Genomic DNA, 17,173 nt, shown 5'->3' on the forward strand with positions numbered 1-17,173 from the left:
ATGGACGTGCTGAGCAGCCGGATACTGGTGCGGCCCAAGGACCACGAGGCGTCGATCGCGTTCTACCGCGACACGCTGGGCCTGGCGATCTACTACGAGTTCCCCGGCGGCACGGTGTTCTTCCTGGGCCAGGGCTTCCTGGAGATCGTCGGCGGCGGCGACGGGGGCCCGAGCCCCGATGTGAACCTCTGGCTGCAGGTGCGTGATCTCGACGCGACGCTGCGCGAGCTGGCGGCCAACGGGCTCCAGCCGGACCGTGCGGCCCAGGTCGAGCCGTGGGGCCTGTACGAGGCGTGGCTCTCCGACCCCGATGGTCACAAGATCTTCCTCGTGGAAATCCCCTCAGGGCATCCCTTGCGGACAGATCTTCGCTAGAGCGGCTTGCGGGCGCGAAGCTGGGCGGCGAGCGCGGCGCCGAAGCCCGGCGGCTCCCAGGTCCACGTCTGCACGTCGACGAATCCTGCGGTCTCCAGCTCCTCGGCGAGCACGTGCCGTGACACCGGCAGCCACTTCTCGTGAGTGGACAGCACCAGCCTGCCGCCCGGCTTGAGCACGCGGAACAACTCGGCGATACCCGCCGCCCGGTCCGTCCACAGGAGCACGTTGTTCACGCTCAGCACCACGTCGACGGCCGCGTCGTCCTCTCCGGTGTCCTCCGCGGTGCCTTTCCGCAGCTCGACGCCATCGCCGCAGCGCTCGCGGCACCGGCCGAGCATCTCTTCGGACGGATCGACGCCGAGCACGCGCCCGGCGCGCTCGGCCGCCGCTTCGAGCCCGACACCGGGACCGGGCCCGACGACGAGAACGCTTTCTTCGGGGGTGAGCTTGGCCACTTCGACGACGTGCCGCTCGGTCGGCCCGTTGCCGTGCGCCATCAGCAGCGCGCCGATCCGGCCCAGCAGGCCACGGGGGTGTCCGAACGCCCTGTCCAGCATTTCGGTCATGGAATCAGTCATATGTCGAGGTCATCATGGACAGAACGATCACGCATCGGGGATGACCCCCAATCGCACCCGGAGCGGCATGGGACCATAGAGGTGGCACACCCCGACCTTCGCGAGGAAACCCCGTTGACGACGTTCGCCGACACGACCTTCACGCCCCCGGCTCAGATCCGGAACTTCTGCATCATCGCGCACATCGACCATGGCAAGTCGACACTGGCCGATCGCATGCTGCAGCTCACCGGCGTGGTCGAAGCACGGGCCATGCGCGCGCAGTACCTCGACCGCATGGACATCGAGCGCGAACGCGGCATCACGATCAAGGCGCAGAACGTGCGCCTGCCGTGGAAGGTCGACGGCGAGGACGTCGTGCTGCACATGATCGACACCCCCGGCCACGTCGACTTCACCTACGAGGTCTCCCGCGCGCTCGAAGCGTGTGAAGGCGCGGTGCTGCTCGTCGACGCCGCGCAGGGGATCGAGGCGCAGACGCTCGCGAACCTGTACCTCGCGCTCGAGAACAACCTCACGATCATCCCGGTGCTGAACAAGATCGACCTCCCGTCCGCCGACCCGGACAAGTACGCCGCCGAGATCGCGCACATCATCGGCTGCGAGCCGGACGATGTGCTGCGCGTTTCCGCGAAGACCGGCGCCGGTGTCGGCGAGCTCCTCGACGCGGTCGTCAAGCAGGTGCCCGCCCCGCAGGGTGACGCCGACGCGCCCGCCCGCGCGATGATCTTCGACTCGGTCTACGACACCTACCGCGGCGTCGTCACCTACATCAGGGTCGTCGACGGCAAGATCACCCCGCGCGAGCGGATCAAGATGATGTCCACCGGCGCCACCCACGAGCTGCTGGAAGTCGGCATCATCTCGCCGGAACCCAAGCCCAGCAAGGGACTCGGCGTCGGCGAGGTGGGTTACCTCATCACCGGCGTGAAGGACGTCCGCCAGTCGAAGGTCGGTGACACGGTCACCTCCGAGCGCCACGGCGCGAAGGAGGCGCTCGCCGGGTACCGCGAGCCGAAGCCGATGGTCTACTCCGGTCTGTACCCGGTGGACGGCTCGGACTACCCCGAACTGCGTGAGGCGCTCGACAAGCTCCAGCTGAACGACGCGGCGCTGACCTACGAGCCGGAAACCTCGGTGGCGCTGGGCTTCGGCTTCCGCTGTGGCTTCCTCGGCCTGCTGCACCTGGAGATCACCCGCGACCGCCTGGAGCGCGAGTTCGGGCTCGACCTCATTTCGACCGCGCCGAACGTCGTCTACCGCGTCGTGCTCGAAGACGGCAACGAGGTCATCGTGACGAACCCGTCCGACTGGCCGACCGGGCTCAAGATCTCCGAGGTGCACGAGCCGGTCTCGAAGGTGAGCATCCTGGCGCCGTCGGAGTTCGTCGGCACGATCATGGAGCTTTGCCAGACCAAGCGCGGCGTGCTGCTGGGCATGGACTACCTGTCCGAGGAGCGCGTCGAGCTGCGCTACAACCTGCCGCTCGCCGAGATCATCTTCGACTTCTTCGACACGCTCAAGTCGCGCACGCGTGGCTACGCCTCGCTTGACTACGAAGAGGCCGGCGAGCAGATCGCCGACCTCGTCAAGGTCGACATCCTGCTGCAGGGCGAGACCGTCGACGCGTTCTCCGCGATCGTCCACAAGGACGCCGCGTACGGCTACGGCAACCGGATGGCCACGCGCCTGCGCGAGCTCATCCCGCGCCAGCAGTTCGAGGTCCCGATCCAGGCGGCCATCGGCTCACGCATCATCGCCAGGGAAACGATTCGCGCGATCCGCAAGGACGTGCTCGCGAAGTGTTACGGCGGTGACATCTCGCGTAAGCGCAAGCTGCTGGAAAAGCAGAAGGAAGGCAAGAAGCGGATGAAAACCGTTGGGCGCGTTGAGGTTCCGCAGGAAGCCTTCGTCGCCGCACTGTCCACTGAGGAACCCAAGGGCAAGAAGTAAGGTTCCTTCGAGAAGGCCCCCCCGATCACTCTTTCGGGGGGCCTTTTGCATGTGTTCCTCCACCGGCCCCGTTCTTGTCGGTGCTCCGTGATGTGCTCTGGTCAAAGCAAAAGAAGGAGAGCACCATGACAGTCATGACGGACAGCCAGTACCTGCCACCCAGGCCCGGCCCGATGACGGTGCACGACCTGGAGGGACTGCCGGACGATGGACGGCGCTACGAGCTCGTCGACGGGACACTGCTCGTGAGCCCCGCGCCAGGACGAAGACATCAGAAGGCGTCAGCGCGCCTCTACGGCGTGCTCGAGGCCGCCTGCCCGCCGCAATTCGACGTGCTCGCCGCGCCTTTCGCCGTGCGTTCCGGTGACAAGGTCGAACTGCAGCCGGATTTGCTGGTTGGCTGGGAAAGCGAGTTCACGGAAAGGAATCTTCCGACCGCGCCGGTACTCGCGGTGGAAGTGCTTTCGCCGAGCACCGCCTTGCATGACCTGAACACCAAGAAAGCCCTCTACCAAAGGCTTGGAGTCCGTAGTTACTGGGTGATCGATCCGGACGAGCCCGCGCTGACCGTGTTCGAGCTGAATGAGGAAGGTGTGTATCAGCAGGTGGCCAAAGCAGCGGGTGACGAGCCGTTCGTGGCGATCCGGCCATTCCCGGTGCGCGTGATCCCGAACGATTTGCTGGGGAGGCTTTCCGAAAGCTGACCGTCCACGATCTGGGCATGTTTGCGGTCATGCGCATATCGCAGTGCACTCAAGGGCGTCCACCTGGCCGAATAACAGGGATGTGTGCGCGATGTCCGTCACCGACGAGCTGCTAGCCAACAACGCCCGCTACACCGAGTCTTTCTCCGGCCCGCTGCCTTTGCCGCCGTCCAAGCACGTCGCGGTCGTCGCGTGCATGGACGCCAGGATCAACGTCTACGGTGTGCTCGGCCTCAACGAGGGTGAGGCGCACGTGATCCGCAACGCCGGTGGCGTGGTGACCGAGGACGAGATCCGCTCGCTCGCGATCAGCCAGCGATTGCTGGGCACCGAGGAGATCATCCTCATCCACCACACCGACTGCGGCATGCTCACCTTCACCGACGACGAGTTCAAGAACTCCATTCAGGAAGACGTCGGCGTCAAGCCGTCCTGGGCCGCCGAAGCGTTCTCGGACTTGGAGACCGACGTCCGGCAGTCCGTCGCCCGCATCAAGAACAGCCCGTTCGTGCCGAAGAAAGACCACATCCGCGGCTTTGTCTTCGACGTCGCCACCGGCAAGCTCAACGAAGTCGTCTAAGCCTTGAGGCGCAAGGGATCGTGAGCGTTGCGGGCGGTTGGAACTTAAGGATCGGGCCGGTTGGGTCAAGTCAGCGCTCGGCGGGTGCCGCAGGGGCGGGTTGAACGTTGTGAACGGGGCGTATGCAACGTTCAACGTTGCATACGCTCCGCTCATTACGTCCATCTCTACCCGAAAAGCGAACAAATACGCTAATTCGGGACAAAAGTCAGCGACTTGGGTCGTGTGCGGACGTTGGCTGGCTGGTGATCGCGCCGTTGACGGTGGTCCGACCGTCGCGAAACCCGAGTTTGGGCCAGTGGATGGCCCAAACTCGGGTTTCGCGTGCCCACGCGTCGATGTGACAACGCAAGCCGAGTCTTAGTTACCCGGCATTGGGTTAGAACCGCCCGCAAAGCTCACGAGTCCCGAGGGACAGCCGCTAGTTTTCCCTTGGCGGGAAAGGCGAGAGGGCCTAGCCGGTGATGGCGGTGAGGGCGGGCAGGTAGCCGCTGCGGTGGCCTGCCGTGTTCGGGTGGTAGGACTCGTCGAGCTTGCTCCACTCCAGGCTGGTGAGCCACGGGGTCGGCGTGCAGATGCCGTGGCCGTCGAAGGCGGTGCGACCGTCGAGGAAGGTGAAGCCGGCGTCGGCGGCGCGGACGGCGGTGATCTCGGCGATCACGTCGGCGGCGGAGTTGAGGGCGGTGCGTTCGGTGTCGCTGAGGCCGAAGATGCCGCAGTTGCCGCCGATCTTGTACATGCGCGGGTAACCGATCACGACGACCTTGGCCGAGGGAGCGGCCTGGCGGACCGCGGCGTACGTCGTGGCGAGCGCGGGGGAGACCGTGGTGCGCGCGATGTTCTTGGCCTGCTCGACGCGGTTGACGCAGTCCTTGTCGTCGATGGTGAGGATGCACTGCTTGAGCACGTCGACGAAGCCCGCGTCGTTGCCGCCGACCTGGATGGTGACGAGTGTGGTGTCGGCGGTGAGCTTCGGGACCTGGGTGTTGATGACGTCCGCGGTCCGCGCGCCCGAGCAGGAGGCCTCGACGAACGTGGTCGACGGGTGCGCGGCCGCCCAGAGGCGCGGGTAGGCGAGCGGGCCACGACGGCATGAGTCGCTCGGGTTGTCGTAGGACCAGGTGCCCACGCCGACGGCGTAGGAGTCGCCGAGCGCGACGTACTTCGCGGGTGCGGCGTGCGCGACCGTGGTGGCGCCGAGTGCGGCTACGGCGGTCAGGAGCGCAGGGACGAGGAAGCGTAAGGCGCGCAAGGGTTCTCCCGGGGAGAGGTCGGGGTGACGCACCTACGAATAGCAACCCCGACGACGCAGGAGAAGGGAGTTAGGTGAAAGTTCTCGAAAATGCGGCCAGTCAGGTTAGTGAGTCCCAACGAAAGTCGTGGGTAATCAGCCGAACTTCGCCGCGGCGGCGATCCTGGCGTGCGCCTGCCGGGCTTCGCCGTTGAGCTCCGCCAGGATGGCTGTGGTGTTGCCTGGCGGATCGCCTTCGGGCAGCGCCTTGACCGGGGTCTCGATTTCCTCGCCGTCCTCGAGCACCACCCAGATCGAGCCGCGCACCGGCTCGAAACCGAGGTAGTGGGACGGAAGGTGGAAGAACTCCGCTACCTCGGCCCAGCCGAGCTCGCGGGACCTCGCCAGTCCGCGCAGCCGGACGCCGCTGTCGCTCGTGTAGATGCCGATCGTCTTGACTCGGTAGTGGAAGTAGGCGATCGCCGCCACGGTCGCGGTGCTCCACGCGAACTGAATGGCCCCATTCGCCGCGCCGAGCGCGGCGACGACCAGGAACGTCAGCGAGTAGCCGACGATGAAGGGGATCCGCCACCAGGTGTCGGGCGCCACCTGGCGCCATTTCGTCTTCTGGGTCATCCGTCCGGCTCCCTGTCGTGAAGGCACTGACCGAGGTGGTCTCAGTCTTGACACGCTCGGGAGGGCTCAGCGGTTGCCGATGATTTTCGATGCCTCGATGAAGACCGCGGTCCGCCGCTCCTCGGCCATCACGCGGTCGTACTCGTCCCAGTCGTCGTGGGTGCCGGTCGCGGACGTGAACACGTCGCGCAGCAGCTGCGGCAGCCGCGCGAGGTCGTAGGCGGGGTCGGGGTCGTCCGGGCCGATGAGCCTGGTGCCGCCCTGCACCGAGACCCATTCCCAGCCGCGCCGGAAGATGATCGTGGCGTGGCCGGCGCGGCGCAGCAGCGCCAGCTTGCGGGTGCCGCCGATGGCCACCAGGCCGACCGACGGGGCTCCGGTGATCGGGTCGTCGATCACCCCGGCGTTGACCACCGACGCGTGGACGGTGCCGTCGCTTCGCGTGGTCGCGATGGTCGCCAAGCCGTGCTCGGCGAGGGAGAGCTTCCGGACGAGATCCAGATCTGCCGCCATGAGACAAAAGTACGCCCGCCCGGCTTTGCAGGAAACCGGGCAATCAATCAGTGGCGCGAAGCGCCTCCGTTGAGGGTGGTGGTGGGTGACGGGCGGGCGTACGTCTTAAGGGGCGGAAATCAGCAGGCGCCGTCGTCGCGCCAGACGCCCCATTCGCCGGTCGTGCCCGGCTCCTCGCCCTGCGTCCACCACTTGGCGGTCCACTTGTGCGCGTTGTGGGACACGACGTTGCCGCCGGTGTAGATCGACGACGCGTTCCACGCGGGCTGGGTGCACGTGCCGGGCACGCCACCGTTGTCCCACGGGACCTGGCCGGAGGCGTAGAAGTTGATCGCCTGCGCCTTCCAGCGCGGCGCCTGGGCGCCGAGGCGGACCTTGAACGTGTTCCAGTCGTGCGTCGACCACGGCGACCAGCCGAGCTCGGCGTGCGCGGACAGGCGCGGGAACGCCAGGTACTCGATGTCCGCCGAGTTCTTGACCGTTTCGGTCCACAGTGGCGACTCGACGCCGCGGACGGCCGACTCGCCGACACCGCTCAGGTACGCGCCGGGGTTCCAGTTGTAGGCGTCCTGGACCTCGACGTAGCCCGCCCACGAGAGGCCGATCGGGCTGCTGGAGTTGTACTTCATGTCGAGGTAGGCCTTGTTGGCTGGCGAGAGGATCACCTTGCTGCCACGGGAAACCGCATTCGACACGCCACTGTCCGAAGTGGTCGTGCCCCAGAACTGCGGCGTCGCGTTGGCGGGCAGGGTGGCCTTGGCGATGTCGTGCCAGCCGATGGCCTGCTTGCCGTTGGCCGCGACGATCGGGAGGACCTTGTTGATGAACGTCAGGTAGTCCGCGGGCGGGGTCGCCGCGGCCTCGTCACCGCCGATGTGGAAGTACGGGCCGGGGGTCAGCGCCGAGATCTCGCGGATGACGTCCGACACGAACTGGTACGTGATGTCCTTCGAGATGCACAGCGAGCTGTAGCCGACCTCGATGTCCGTGCGCAGCGCGGGGGCGACGCCGTTGCAGTTCAGCTCCGCGTAGGAGGCCTGCGCCGCGTTGGTGTGCCCTGGCATGTCGATCTCGGGGATGATCGTGATGTGCCGCGAGGTCGCGTACGCGACGATGTCGCTGTACTGCGCCTTCGTGTAGTAGCCGCCGGCGCCGCCGCCGACCTGGGTGCTGCCGCCGTAGGTGGCGAGGCGGGGCCAGCTGTCGATCTGGATGCGCCAGCCCTGGTCGTCGGCCAGGTGCAGATGCAGGTTGTTGATCTTGTACTGGGCCAGCTGGTCGAGGTAGCGCTTGACGCTGGCGACCGGGTGGAAGTGCCGCGCGACGTCGAGCATCGCGCCGCGGTAGGCGAAGCGCGGGTAGTCGAGGATCGTCGCGCCGGGGATCGTCCACGGCCCGGTCTGCACGGTCGAGCTCTCGATCTTGCCGGGCAGCAGCTGGCGCAGCGTCTGCACGCCGCCGAACAGGCCGTCGGCCGTGATGGCGCGCAGCACGACCGTCGTCGCGGTCGAGACGAGCTGGTAGCCCTGCTGGCCGACGCTGGCGGGCGCGCCGTTCAGCAGCAGCGTGATGCCGTCGGCGGCCGGGGTCGCGGGCGCGTCGGCGACGGGCAGCGCGAAGCCGGTCGACTTACGCAAGATGGCCGCGAGGTAGTCGCCGACCTCCTTGGCAGGCGCGGAACCCGCCTCGGTGTAGATCTTCGTCGACGCCACCAGCGGGAAGGTGACACCCGCCGCGGCCTGGACCGAGACGGGGACGGGCACGATGCTCTGCAACGGCGGGGTGGCCGCGATGGCCGGGTTCTGGGTGGCCGCGGTGAGGCCACCGATCATGGTCGCGACGGCAAGGGCGACGCCCCACTTCCGTCCGCGCTGCGCTCTTGGGATCTTCATCGACATCCTCCTGGCGGCATCCAGGTCCCGGTAACCGGAACCCGCCTGGATACTGCCACTTTGAATCGGACAGGTCTAGACCAATAAGGGGTAAATTCCGGGTTCTGGGTAGGCTCGGGCCATGTTCGAGACCTTGCGTTTCCCGGTCATCGCCGCCCCGATGGCGGGTGGCCCGTCCACCCCCGAGCTCGTCGCCGCGGTGACCGGCGCCGGCGGCTTCGGGTTCCTCGGCGCGGGGATGCTGAGCCCGGACGTGCTGGCCGAGAAGATCGCCAAGACCCGGGAACTCACGAGCGAGCCGTTCGGCGTGAACCTCTTCGTGCCCGGCAAGCCGTCGACCGCCGATCTGAGCGGGCACCAGGAGCGCATGGCGGCCGAAGCGAGCCGCTACGAGGTCGACGCCGGCGCGCCGACCTGGGACGACGACAACTACCCGGCCAAGGTCGACGTGGTCGTCGAGCAACGGGTGCCGGTCGTCTCGTTCACGTTCGGCCTGCCGAGGCCGGAAGACGTGCGGCGGCTGCACGAGATCGGCAGCAAGGTCATCGTGACGGTCACGAAGCCGGAAGAGGCGCTGGAAGCCGAAAAGGCGGGTGCCGACGCGCTGGCCGTGCAGGGCTTCGAAGCGGGCGGACACCGCGGCATCTTCAAGGACGACCCGGACTCGCCTAGTGGCGGCGAGATCTACGGCGTTCTCGCGGCGCTGCGGCTTATCAAGGCGGTGACCGAGCTGCCGCTCATCGCCGCCGGGGGACTGGTGCACGGCGCCGACGTCGCGGCGGTGCTGGCCGCCGGCGCGGTGGCCGCGCAGCTCGGCACGGCGTTCCTGCGCGCGGACGAGGCGGGCACCCAGCCGACACAGCTGAAGGCGCTCGCGGTCGCGGACCGCAAGACCGACATCACCCGCGCCTTCAGCGGACGCCCCGCGCGTGGGCTGGTCAACCGGGTGATGACCGAGCTTTCGGCGCAGGCGCCGTCGGCGTATCCGGAGCTCAACAACCTGAGCAAGCCGGTGCGGGCCGCCGCCGCGAAGGCCGACGACCCGGAGGCCATGTCGCTGTGGGCCGGGCAGACCTACTCGGCCGCGACCGACGGCCCGGCCGCCGAGATCGTCGCGCGGTTGCGCGGCGAAGCTCGGGCGGCCGTCGACCGTGCGGCCAAGCTACTCGGCTGAGCGGTTCAAGATCGAGTTCCGCTTGCTGTAGGCGAAGTAGATCACCAGGCCGATCAGGAACCACACCGCGAACCGCAGCCAGGTCTCCGGCTGCAGGTAGGTGATCAGCCAGATCGAGAAGCCGATGCCGATCAGCGGCACCACCGGCATGCCGGGGGTCTTGAACGTGCGCGGCAGGTCGGGCTGCTTGTAGCGCAACACGATCACCGCGACGCAGACGACGACGAACGCGAGCAGGATGCCGATGTTGGTCAGCTCGGCCGCCTCGCCGATCGGCAGGAACCCGGCGATGATCGCCGCGGCGCCGCCCAGCACCCAGGTGAACCGGGTCGGCACGTGGCGCGTCGGGTGCGTCTTGCCGAACCACTTGGGCAGCAGGCCGTCGCGGCTCATCGAGTAGCCGATCCGCGTCGCGCCCATGAGGAAGGTGAACAGCACGGTCATGATGCCGACGATCGCGCCGATCGCGATCACCGTGGCCAGCCCGGACAGCCCGACCGACTTGAACGCGGTCGAGAAGCCGCTCTTCGGGTCGATCTCGGTGTAGTTCTGCATGCCGGTCAGCACCAGGCAGGCCAGCACGTAGAGCACCATCGAGATGCCCAGCGAGTACAGGATCGCCTTGGGCATGTGGCGCTGCGCGTCCTTGGACTCCTCGGCGGCGGTGCTCATCGCGTCGTAGCCGAAGACCGCGAAGAACACGGTCGCCGCACCGGTCACCGCGCCGCCGAACCCGGCTGGCGCGAACGGCGAGTAGTTGCCGGTCTTGATGTAGAAGAAGCCGACCAGCACGACCACGAGCACGATGAAGACCTTGAGGATGACCATCGCGGTCTCGAACCGCGCGGCCGCGCGGATACCGAGGTTCAGCAGGTAGGCGATCAGCAGGCAGAGGATGACCGCGAACAGGTCCACCTTGTGCCCGGTGCCGGTGCCGGGCGCGCCGAGCATCCACGCCGGCAGGTCGAGCCCGAGCTGCTGCAACAGGAAGCTGAAGTAGCCGGAGATGCCGATCGCGACCACCGCGACGATGGCGGTGTACTCCAGCAGCAGGTCCCAGCCGATGAACCAGCCGACGATCTCGCCGAGCACGGCGTATCCGTAGGTGTAGGCCGAACCGGCCTTCGGGATCAGCCCGGCGAACTCGGCGTAGGAGAACGCCGCCGCCGCGCTCGCGACACCCGCGATCAGGAACGAGATCAGCACGGCGGGCCCGACGCCCGGGATGCCAGCCGACTTGTCACCGGCCGCGACACTGCCCGCGAGCGCGAAGATGCCCGCGCCGATGATGCCGCCGACGCCGATGGCGGTCAGCTGCCACAGCCCGAGTGTGCGGGTCAGCCCGCCCTCACCCGAGGAATCCTCGATCTGTTCAATCGGCTTTCGCCGGAAAACCCCGGAGGTCATGACGGTGGGCTCCCAACTTCATCGGTGCGCTGTCAGGCCCGGGTTTCGGGCCTAACAGCGCACCGTACTAGTGGGTGAACCGGTCAGCAGGCTGCCGGTGGCAATGGCCGGTTACCTGTGCCCGTTCCGACGAACACGTCTGCCCAATCCAGCGCCGCGGCCTGGAAGGTCCGGGCCTGCGGGGTCAGGCCGATGTTGTGCCCGGCGCCGGGCAGCACGTAGGTCCGCAGGCAGGCCTCCGGTGCGAAGTACGGGGCTTCCTGTGCCTTCAGATTGGCCGCGGAAGCGCAGTTCGAGGCGAGCAGCCCCTGGCAGAACAACGCGTCCTCGGTGCCGTTCGCGATCAGCACCGGGGCGGTGATGTTCACCGAGGTCGGCGCCGTGAAGGCGAGCGTGGTGAGGTCGCCGACCTCGGTCAGGCTGACCGGTTCCTTGAGCTGCTCGTCGAGCGCGATCACGGCCGGGTCGTCGTCCGGGCCGTAGAAAAGGCCGCCACGCCGGCCGGGAACGGTCGTGTAGTAACCCTCGTACGCCAGCCCGAACTTGGGATCCAGCGCGGCCGGGTAGACGCCGGTGGTGAAGATGTCGAGCAGCGCGCTGGCCGACACGTGGTGCGTGACGCCGGTGAGCAGCACGCCGTCGACGTCGTGATAGGTGGCCGCTTCGAGGATCGAGGTCCCGCTGCCGAGCGAATGACCCGCCAGCAGCACCTTGCTGAAAGAGATCCCGCCGATGGTGCCCGCGCGCAGCTTCTGGATCACCTGGTGGACCGTGGCGGCGTGGCCGATGCCGGTGAGCAGCGCGCTCAGCGGGCGGCTGCTCTGGCCGTAGCCGATCCGATCGATGGTGAACGTCGCGTAGCCGCGTTCGTTGGCCGCGCGCCGGTACGAGTAGGTCTCCGGCTGGGCCGGGAAGTCCCAGTAGTACCCGCTGTAGGTGCCGCCGTGCACCAGCACCTGGACGGTCGTCGCGCCGGCCGGGACGCACAGCGTGCCGTGCATGGTCTGCGGGAGCAGGCCGAGCTGCACGGGCACCGAATGGTCCTGACAGCTCGTCGGTGCGGCGTCCGCGGCCGTCGGCGCGACGAGCGCCGAACCCATCAGGAGCGCGCCCAAGAGTAAGCGCTTTCTCCAGCCGATCATCTATGGATCCCTTCCGTGACGGCGAACGAAAAGACCCGGCAGCCCAGATACGGGCTGCCGGGTGTCGGACGGGACTGACTCAGCCGACCGCTTCCTGCGCGGTCGCCATGTCCGACACGGCGACCAGCTTGCGCTCGGACTTGGTCGTGCGGGTAACGCCGGCGGCGAAGTATGTCAGCAGCTCGGCGATCTCGGCCGGGTCGTCGAGCTGGGGGCAGTGACCCCAGTCCTGGCGGACCAGCAGCCTGCTGTGCGGGACCAGCGCGTGCAGCCGTCGCCCGGAGGCGGCGCTGACCAGCTTGTCCTTGCCGCACACCACGACCAGCAGCGGCGACGAGATGGCCTCGAGCTGGTAGGCGTTCTCCAGCTCGGTCACCATCTGCCTGGCCTGCTCCAGGCGCACGGTGGTGGCCTTGTAGTCGGGGAACAGGTCGACGAACCGCTTGACCTGCTCCTTCTCGGCGGAGCCCGCGTTGGCGTAGAGGAAGTGCGGCACCACGTTCTCGGCGATGGTCTTGACCAGGAACGAGGGCACGGGCAGCGGCAGCGACGAGTACAGCCGCAGCGGGATCGGGTACTTGGCGACCGCGCGGACCACCCACGAGTCGACGAAACCGGGCGCGGCGATCGAGACGACGCCCGCGATCGGGAGCTTGTCGTTCTGGGCGGCGCGCAGGCAGGTCGTGCCACCGAGCGAGTTGCCCGCGATGACGACCGGGCCGAGCACGGACTGCTCGCGGATCACCGCGGCGGCGAACGCGTCGAGCTGGGGCAGCATGGCGCCGGCCCGCAGCTCGTCGGCCTCACCGAAGCCGGGGAGGTCGACCGCCATGGCGGGGACGCCCGCCTTGGCGAGTTCGGTCAGGACAGGGCGCCACGTGTCCGCGCTGTCGCAGAACCCGTGGAACAACACGAGACGGGGAGTGGTCGGACGGCTGGGCGTCCGGGGTGCTCCGCGGCGAAAGCGGGTGGTGCGGCCGCTTTCGCCGTCGGCGGCCGGTGGGCCGACTTCGAGGACACGGGTGCGCACACCGGCGAAACGCCGGTAGGTCACCCTGATGGACGTCGGGTCGGACACTTTCGTCTGGCCGGCCGGTGAAGCCGGCGCCGGCCGCTGTGTTGCGGTCATGTGTCTAGGTTAGACATCGGATGTTGCTTTTGGGGCGCAGATCACAGGTCACGAAAAGGTCACAACGATCTTAGACATACGTATGTGCTGGTCACGCGGTTATGGGTGCTGACCTGCGAAGGAATTGAGGGGTACCCCTACCCAGGCCACGGCCGTATCACGGAGGGGTCTAGACCAAGTCAAGGTCACTTCGTGAACACGATTTTGCCTGCGGTGTCGCCCTCGAACATGCTCTTGAAGCCCTCTTCGGCACGCTCGAAGGGCAGTTCCTGGCCGATCTGCGGCTTGATGCCCTGGAGATCGACGTAGGAGAGCAGGTCCGCGAGCTCGTCGCGGGTGCCCATGGTCGAGCCCGCGATCCGCAGCTGCAGGAAGAAGACGCGCTGCAGCTCGGCGTGCGCGTCGGGCCCGCTGGTCGAGCCGGAGACCACGATGATGCCGCCCGGCTTGAGTGACTTGACCGAGTGCGACCAGGTCGCCTTGCCGACGGTCTCGAACACCGCGTCGACCCGCTCCGGCAGCCGCGCGCCGGACTCGAACGCCTGGTGCGCGCCGAGACCGGTGGCCAGCGCCCGCTTCTCCTCGCTGCGCCCGGTGACCCAGACCCGGAACCCGGCCGCGCGGCCGAGCTGGATCAGCGCCGTCGAGACACCGCCGGACGCGCCCTGCACCAGCATCGTCTGGCCCGGCCGCAGCCCCGACTTCACGAACAGCATGCGGTACGCGGTCAGCCAGGCCGTGCCCATCGTGGCGGCTTCGCTGAAGGACAGGCCTGCCGGCTTCGGGATGACGTTGCGCTTCGGCACGATGACGTAGTCGGCGAAGGTGCCCTGGTGCTTCTCGGTCAGCAGGGTGCGCTTCGGGTCGAGCGTGTCGTCGCCCTGCCAGCCAGGCGCGTTGACGACCGCGTGCAGCACGACCTCGGAGCCGTCGTCGAGCACGCCTGCGCCGTCGCAGCCGAGGATCATCGGGAACTGCTCTGGCTTGATGCCGACCCCGCGCAGCGTCCACAGGTCGTGCATGTTGAGGCTGGCGGCCTTGACGGCCACCCGCACCCAGCCATCGGGCACCTCGGGGTCGGGGCGTTCGCCGACGACCAGCGACTCGAGCGGCTTTTCGGCGTTGGGCGCGGAGGCGTACACGGCGAACATGTCTGCAACCTACCGGGCAGGCAAGTGAGGGCGCAGCGTCGAAGGTACGGTTGTGCTGTGTTTAACGGCCTGGCTGATTGGTGGGACGGCGTCGAGCTGTGGCTCGCGCAGCTGCCGTTCCTGCTCCAGTTCGTCTTCGTGCTGGCCGTGCTCGTCCCGCTCTGCCTGCTGGTCGCCTGGCTGATCGACAAGGCCGTCGGCGCGCTCGCGGGGTGGCTCGGCACGGGCCGTGACCGCTCCTCCTAAGCTGGCGCACCATGTTCAACCGAAGGCGGATCACCGCCGCGCTGATCGGCCTCATCGTGCTGGTGCTCGGTGGCTGGCTGGTCAAGACCCAGGTCTCCGACGACGCGCCCGCGAAGCCTGCGCCATCCTCGTCGGCGCCCTCCTCCCAAGCCGTTTCTTCGGGCAAGCTTCCGGGCAGTGATTCCGGCCTGCCGGTCAAGGGCCTGTCGACGCTGCCGTCCGAGGCGGGCGACACCTGGAAGCTCATCAAGGCCAACGGCCCGTTCCCGTATCCGCGCAACGACGGCGTGCCGTTCGAAAACCGCGAGAAGATCCTGCCCCGCAAGGACTCCGGGTACTACAAGGAGTACACCGTGAAGACCCCGGGCAGCCCCGACCGCGGCGCCAGGCGGCTCGTGACCGGGCAGTCGAAGGAGCTCTACTACACGGGCGACCACTACTCGTCCTTCGTCGTCGTGGACCCGGCGAAATGACCGCCACCGAGACGGCTGTCGCCGAGGCCCGCGCCCGTGGCGCGTACCCGCACGTCGTCGACGGCAAGCACGCCGTCGACAAGCTCTCGGCGATGGACGCGATCGCCGCGGCGCTGTCGTTCCCGAAGCACTTCGGCCGCAACCTCGACGCGCTCTACGACTCGCTGACCGACCTGTCGTGGCTCCAGCCCGGCGAGCACGTGCTGATCTGGCCCGGTTCCGACCGCCTCAAGGAAACCGACCCGAAGGCGTACCTCGCGGTGCGCGCTGTCCTTTCGGACGCCCAACGGGCCCTCGCGCCCAGCGGCGACCGAAGTGACGATCGGCTGCTGACCGTGGTACTCACGGAGGCATGACCCGCTGGTCCGCCGAGCTGGCGACGATCTCGTCGCTGCTTCTCAAGCACTACGCGTTCCCGGAAGTCGCTTCGCGGATCGTGGCTTCGTTAGGCGACTTCTCAGAGTGTCTGGACGAGCAGGCGTTCGCTGAGGCGGTCACGCCGGTTCTGCGGTCGGTAAACGGTGACAAGCACCTGACGCTCGACTTCGGCAAGCTTGAGCCGATGAGCGTCCGTGCCGCTCGTGACGGGCATGGGGTCACGGTCAGCCGGCTGCCGGATCGCGTCGCGCTCGTCGAGATCCGGCGCTTCTGGCCGGCGTCGATCTCGGGTGCGTTCGTGACGGCGGCGATGAGCGCGGTCGCCGACGCGTCCACGCTGATCCTCGACCTGCGGCGCAACGTCGGTGGCGAGCCGGACACCCTGCTGCTGGTGGCGAGCTGCCTGTTCGACCGGCCGACGGCGTTGAGCAGCCTGTACTTTCCCTCGTCGGGCGTCACCGAGCGGCTGGTCACGAGTCCCGTGCCGGGATTCGGCGGCGCGAAACCGGTGTTCGTGCTGACCAGCGCGTCGACGTTCTCAGGCGGCGAGGCGCTGGCATACGACCTGCAGCAGTGCGGCCGCGCCACCGTGGTCGGCGAGACCACGGCGGGCGGCGCGAACTTCGGCGACTACCACGCCGTCACCGACCAGCTCGACCTCAGCGTCCCCGACGGCTACCCGGTCAACCCGATCTCGGGCACCAACTGGGAAGGCGTCGGCGTGCGCCCGGACATTCCCGTGCCCGCCGCCGACGCGCTCAAGGTCGCGACGAGTCAGTCTTGAGGAACCCAGTTGGGCTTGCGCTTCTGAGCGAAAGCCGTGATGCCTTCCTGGCCCTCTTCGCTGGCGAAGAAGCGCGTCGAAAGCGCGAGCATCTCTTCGAAGCCATCTGAAGGCGTCGCCGGGCGAGGCTTGCTCAGAAGCTCCTTGGTGGTTGCCAAAGCCTTCGGGCCACCGAGAGTGAGAGCCTTGACGTAGCGCTCGACCTCGGCGTCGAGCGCGTCAGCATCGACAGCCGAGTTGATAAGGCCGATGTTGGCCGCGCGCTCCGCGTCGAAGGTGTCACCGGTGAGGAACAGCTCGTGCGCCGCGCGCGCGTTCAACCGGGGGAACACGGTCAGCGAGATGATCGCGGGCACCACACCGATGCGCACCTCGCTGAACGCGAAGGTCGCCGTCTTGACCGCGACCGCGATGTCGGTGGCGGCGATCATGCCGATCCCACCGGCACGGGCCGGGCCCGCGAGCCGTGCGACGACCGGCTTCGGGCTCGTCCACAGCTGGTCCAGGATCTGCGGGAACTCGTTGACGCCCTGGTCGCCCGCGCCGGCCCCGCGCGCTTCCTTGAGGTCCATGCCCGCGCAGAACACCGGGCCGGTGTGCGTCAGCACGATCACCCGCACGTCGTCGTCCGCGCGCGCCTTGGTCAGGCTCTCGCTCAGCTCGCGGCGCAGCTGCGCGGACAGCGCGTTGCGGTTGTGCGGGGAGTCCAGCGTGATCGTGGCGACACCAGCCGCCACCTCGTAGTGCACCAGTTCGTCAGCCATGGCCACACCCTAAGGCCCGGGGATAAAGCGGGCTTTACTCCGCGAAGTAAAGCCCGCTTT

19 protein-coding genes are annotated in these 17,173 nt (G+C 67.8%); 9 read left to right on the forward strand and 10 right to left on the reverse strand.

Annotated features, from left to right (window positions below):
• Complete coding sequence (locus AB5J62_RS09800; protein ID WP_370947848.1) at positions 1–375, forward strand: VOC family protein; 375 nt, start codon at positions 1–3, stop codon at positions 373–375.
• Here the strand turns inward: AB5J62_RS09800 and AB5J62_RS09805 are convergent.
• Positions 372–944, reverse strand: a complete 573-nt coding sequence (locus AB5J62_RS09805) for a class I SAM-dependent methyltransferase (RefSeq protein ID WP_370947850.1) — start codon at positions 942–944, stop codon at positions 372–374. The genes AB5J62_RS09800 and AB5J62_RS09805 overlap by 4 nt on opposite strands.
• 126 nt (positions 945–1,070) lie before the next feature.
• Between AB5J62_RS09805 and lepA the strand changes: the two genes are divergently transcribed.
• The 3 genes from lepA to AB5J62_RS09820 all read left to right on the forward strand — a co-directional run bounded on the left by lepA (position 1,071) and on the right by AB5J62_RS09820 (position 4,193).
• Positions 1,071–2,909 (forward strand): translation elongation factor 4, encoded by a 1,839-nt coding sequence (lepA, locus tag AB5J62_RS09810; RefSeq protein ID WP_370947852.1) that lies wholly within the window; start codon positions 1,071–1,073, stop codon positions 2,907–2,909.
• Positions 2,910–3,034: 125 nt separating this feature from the next.
• Positions 3,035–3,613, forward strand: a complete 579-nt coding sequence (locus AB5J62_RS09815; protein ID WP_370950222.1) for a Uma2 family endonuclease — start codon at positions 3,035–3,037, stop codon at positions 3,611–3,613.
• 91 nt (positions 3,614–3,704) lie between these two features.
• Positions 3,705–4,193: a beta-class carbonic anhydrase gene (locus tag AB5J62_RS09820; protein ID WP_370947854.1), complete on the forward strand. Its 489-nt coding sequence runs from the start codon at positions 3,705–3,707 to the stop codon at positions 4,191–4,193.
• Between the two features lie 454 nt (positions 4,194–4,647).
• Here the strand turns inward: AB5J62_RS09820 and AB5J62_RS09825 are convergent, their stop codons facing one another.
• The 4 genes from AB5J62_RS09825 to AB5J62_RS09840 all read right to left on the reverse strand — a co-directional run bounded on the left by AB5J62_RS09825 (position 4,648) and on the right by AB5J62_RS09840 (position 8,465).
• Positions 4,648–5,445 (reverse strand): SGNH/GDSL hydrolase family protein, encoded by a 798-nt coding sequence (locus tag AB5J62_RS09825; protein WP_370947856.1) that lies wholly within the window; start codon positions 5,443–5,445, stop codon positions 4,648–4,650.
• 135 nt (positions 5,446–5,580) lie between these two features.
• On the reverse strand, positions 5,581–6,060 hold the full coding sequence (locus AB5J62_RS09830; RefSeq protein ID WP_370947858.1) for a hypothetical protein: 480 nt from the start codon (positions 6,058–6,060) through the stop codon (positions 5,581–5,583).
• A gap of 66 nt (positions 6,061–6,126) precedes the next feature.
• A complete protein-coding gene (locus tag AB5J62_RS09835) occupies positions 6,127–6,573 on the reverse strand; it encodes a pyridoxamine 5'-phosphate oxidase family protein (protein ID WP_370947860.1) in 447 nt (148 codons plus the stop codon).
• Positions 6,574–6,692: 119 nt separating this feature from the next.
• Complete coding sequence (locus AB5J62_RS09840; RefSeq protein WP_370947862.1) at positions 6,693–8,465, reverse strand: family 20 glycosylhydrolase; 1,773 nt, start codon at positions 8,463–8,465, stop codon at positions 6,693–6,695.
• Positions 8,466–8,586: 121 nt separating this feature from the next.
• Here AB5J62_RS09840 and AB5J62_RS09845 point away from each other — a divergent pair, with 121 nt between their 5' ends.
• Positions 8,587–9,639 carry a nitronate monooxygenase gene (locus AB5J62_RS09845; RefSeq protein ID WP_370947864.1) on the forward strand — a complete coding sequence of 351 codons (1,053 nt, stop codon included), beginning with the start codon at positions 8,587–8,589 and terminating at the stop codon, positions 9,637–9,639.
• Here the strand turns inward: AB5J62_RS09845 and AB5J62_RS09850 are convergent.
• From AB5J62_RS09850 to AB5J62_RS09865, 4 genes are all read right to left on the reverse strand, one after another.
• Positions 9,628–11,046, reverse strand: coding sequence for an amino acid permease (locus tag AB5J62_RS09850; protein ID WP_370947865.1), 1,419 nt, complete (start codon positions 11,044–11,046; stop codon positions 9,628–9,630). The genes AB5J62_RS09845 and AB5J62_RS09850 overlap by 12 nt on opposite strands.
• An 83-nt stretch (positions 11,047–11,129) precedes the next feature.
• Positions 11,130–12,188 carry an alpha/beta hydrolase gene (locus AB5J62_RS09855; RefSeq protein ID WP_370947866.1) on the reverse strand — a complete coding sequence of 353 codons (1,059 nt, stop codon included), beginning with the start codon at positions 12,186–12,188 and terminating at the stop codon, positions 11,130–11,132.
• A 79-nt stretch (positions 12,189–12,267) separates the two neighbouring features.
• A complete protein-coding gene (locus tag AB5J62_RS09860; RefSeq protein ID WP_370947868.1) occupies positions 12,268–13,317 on the reverse strand; it encodes an alpha/beta hydrolase in 1,050 nt (349 codons plus the stop codon).
• 185 nt (positions 13,318–13,502) lie between these two features.
• The gene (locus AB5J62_RS09865) at positions 13,503–14,468 is read right to left on the reverse strand and encodes a zinc-binding dehydrogenase (protein WP_370947869.1); all 966 of its coding nucleotides are present in this window, start codon (positions 14,466–14,468) and stop codon (positions 13,503–13,505) included.
• A gap of 57 nt (positions 14,469–14,525) precedes the next feature.
• Between AB5J62_RS09865 and AB5J62_RS09870 the strand changes: the two genes are divergently transcribed.
• Genes AB5J62_RS09870 through AB5J62_RS09885 form a run of 4 tightly spaced genes read left to right on the forward strand, consistent with a single transcriptional unit; the run spans position 14,526 to position 16,349 of the window.
• Positions 14,526–14,714, forward strand: a complete 189-nt coding sequence (locus AB5J62_RS09870; protein WP_091291612.1) for a hypothetical protein — start codon at positions 14,526–14,528, stop codon at positions 14,712–14,714.
• 11 nt (positions 14,715–14,725) lie between these two features.
• The gene (locus AB5J62_RS09875; protein WP_370947870.1) at positions 14,726–15,187 is read left to right on the forward strand and encodes a ribonuclease domain-containing protein; all 462 of its coding nucleotides are present in this window, start codon (positions 14,726–14,728) and stop codon (positions 15,185–15,187) included.
• The gene (locus AB5J62_RS09880; RefSeq protein ID WP_370947871.1) at positions 15,184–15,543 is read left to right on the forward strand and encodes a barstar family protein; all 360 of its coding nucleotides are present in this window, start codon (positions 15,184–15,186) and stop codon (positions 15,541–15,543) included. The genes AB5J62_RS09875 and AB5J62_RS09880 overlap by 4 nt, the downstream gene beginning before the upstream one ends.
• On the forward strand, positions 15,540–16,349 hold the full coding sequence (locus AB5J62_RS09885) for a S41 family peptidase (protein ID WP_370947873.1): 810 nt from the start codon (positions 15,540–15,542) through the stop codon (positions 16,347–16,349). The genes AB5J62_RS09880 and AB5J62_RS09885 overlap by 4 nt, the downstream gene beginning before the upstream one ends.
• On the opposite strand, the gene AB5J62_RS09890 is transcribed toward AB5J62_RS09885, so the two are convergent.
• Positions 16,340–17,113, reverse strand: a complete 774-nt coding sequence (locus AB5J62_RS09890) for an enoyl-CoA hydratase family protein (protein ID WP_370947874.1) — start codon at positions 17,111–17,113, stop codon at positions 16,340–16,342. The two genes, AB5J62_RS09885 and AB5J62_RS09890, sit on opposite strands and share 10 nt — an antisense overlap.
• Positions 17,114–17,173 lie beyond the last annotated feature (60 nt).

The organism is Amycolatopsis sp. cg5 (genome assembly GCF_041346955.1).
In the GTDB taxonomy this organism is placed as follows: domain Bacteria; phylum Actinomycetota; class Actinomycetes; order Mycobacteriales; family Pseudonocardiaceae; genus Amycolatopsis.

Coding starts and splice junctions, on each gene's coding strand:
- AB5J62_RS09800 (WP_370947848.1), top strand. CDS start 1: ATGGACGTGCTGAGCAGCCGGATACTGGTGCGGCCCAAGGACCACGAG.
- AB5J62_RS09840 (WP_370947862.1), bottom strand. CDS start 8,465: ATGAAGATCCCAAGAGCGCAGCGCGGACGGAAGTGGGGCGTCGCCCTT.
- AB5J62_RS09855 (WP_370947866.1), bottom strand. CDS start 12,188: ATGATCGGCTGGAGAAAGCGCTTACTCTTGGGCGCGCTCCTGATGGGT.
- AB5J62_RS09815 (WP_370950222.1), top strand. CDS start 3,035: ATGACAGTCATGACGGACAGCCAGTACCTGCCACCCAGGCCCGGCCCG.
- AB5J62_RS09890 (WP_370947874.1), bottom strand. CDS start 17,113: ATGGCTGACGAACTGGTGCACTACGAGGTGGCGGCTGGTGTCGCCACG.
- AB5J62_RS09875 (WP_370947870.1), top strand. CDS start 14,726: ATGTTCAACCGAAGGCGGATCACCGCCGCGCTGATCGGCCTCATCGTG.
- AB5J62_RS09835 (WP_370947860.1), bottom strand. CDS start 6,573: ATGGCGGCAGATCTGGATCTCGTCCGGAAGCTCTCCCTCGCCGAGCAC.
- AB5J62_RS09820 (WP_370947854.1), top strand. CDS start 3,705: ATGTCCGTCACCGACGAGCTGCTAGCCAACAACGCCCGCTACACCGAG.
- AB5J62_RS09830 (WP_370947858.1), bottom strand. CDS start 6,060: ATGACCCAGAAGACGAAATGGCGCCAGGTGGCGCCCGACACCTGGTGG.
- AB5J62_RS09885 (WP_370947873.1), top strand. CDS start 15,540: ATGACCCGCTGGTCCGCCGAGCTGGCGACGATCTCGTCGCTGCTTCTC.
- AB5J62_RS09805 (WP_370947850.1), bottom strand. CDS start 944: ATGACCGAAATGCTGGACAGGGCGTTCGGACACCCCCGTGGCCTGCTG.
- AB5J62_RS09880 (WP_370947871.1), top strand. CDS start 15,184: ATGACCGCCACCGAGACGGCTGTCGCCGAGGCCCGCGCCCGTGGCGCG.
- AB5J62_RS09860 (WP_370947868.1), bottom strand. CDS start 13,317: ATGACCGCAACACAGCGGCCGGCGCCGGCTTCACCGGCCGGCCAGACG.
- AB5J62_RS09865 (WP_370947869.1), bottom strand. CDS start 14,468: ATGTTCGCCGTGTACGCCTCCGCGCCCAACGCCGAAAAGCCGCTCGAG.
- AB5J62_RS09850 (WP_370947865.1), bottom strand. CDS start 11,046: ATGACCTCCGGGGTTTTCCGGCGAAAGCCGATTGAACAGATCGAGGAT.
- AB5J62_RS09845 (WP_370947864.1), top strand. CDS start 8,587: ATGTTCGAGACCTTGCGTTTCCCGGTCATCGCCGCCCCGATGGCGGGT.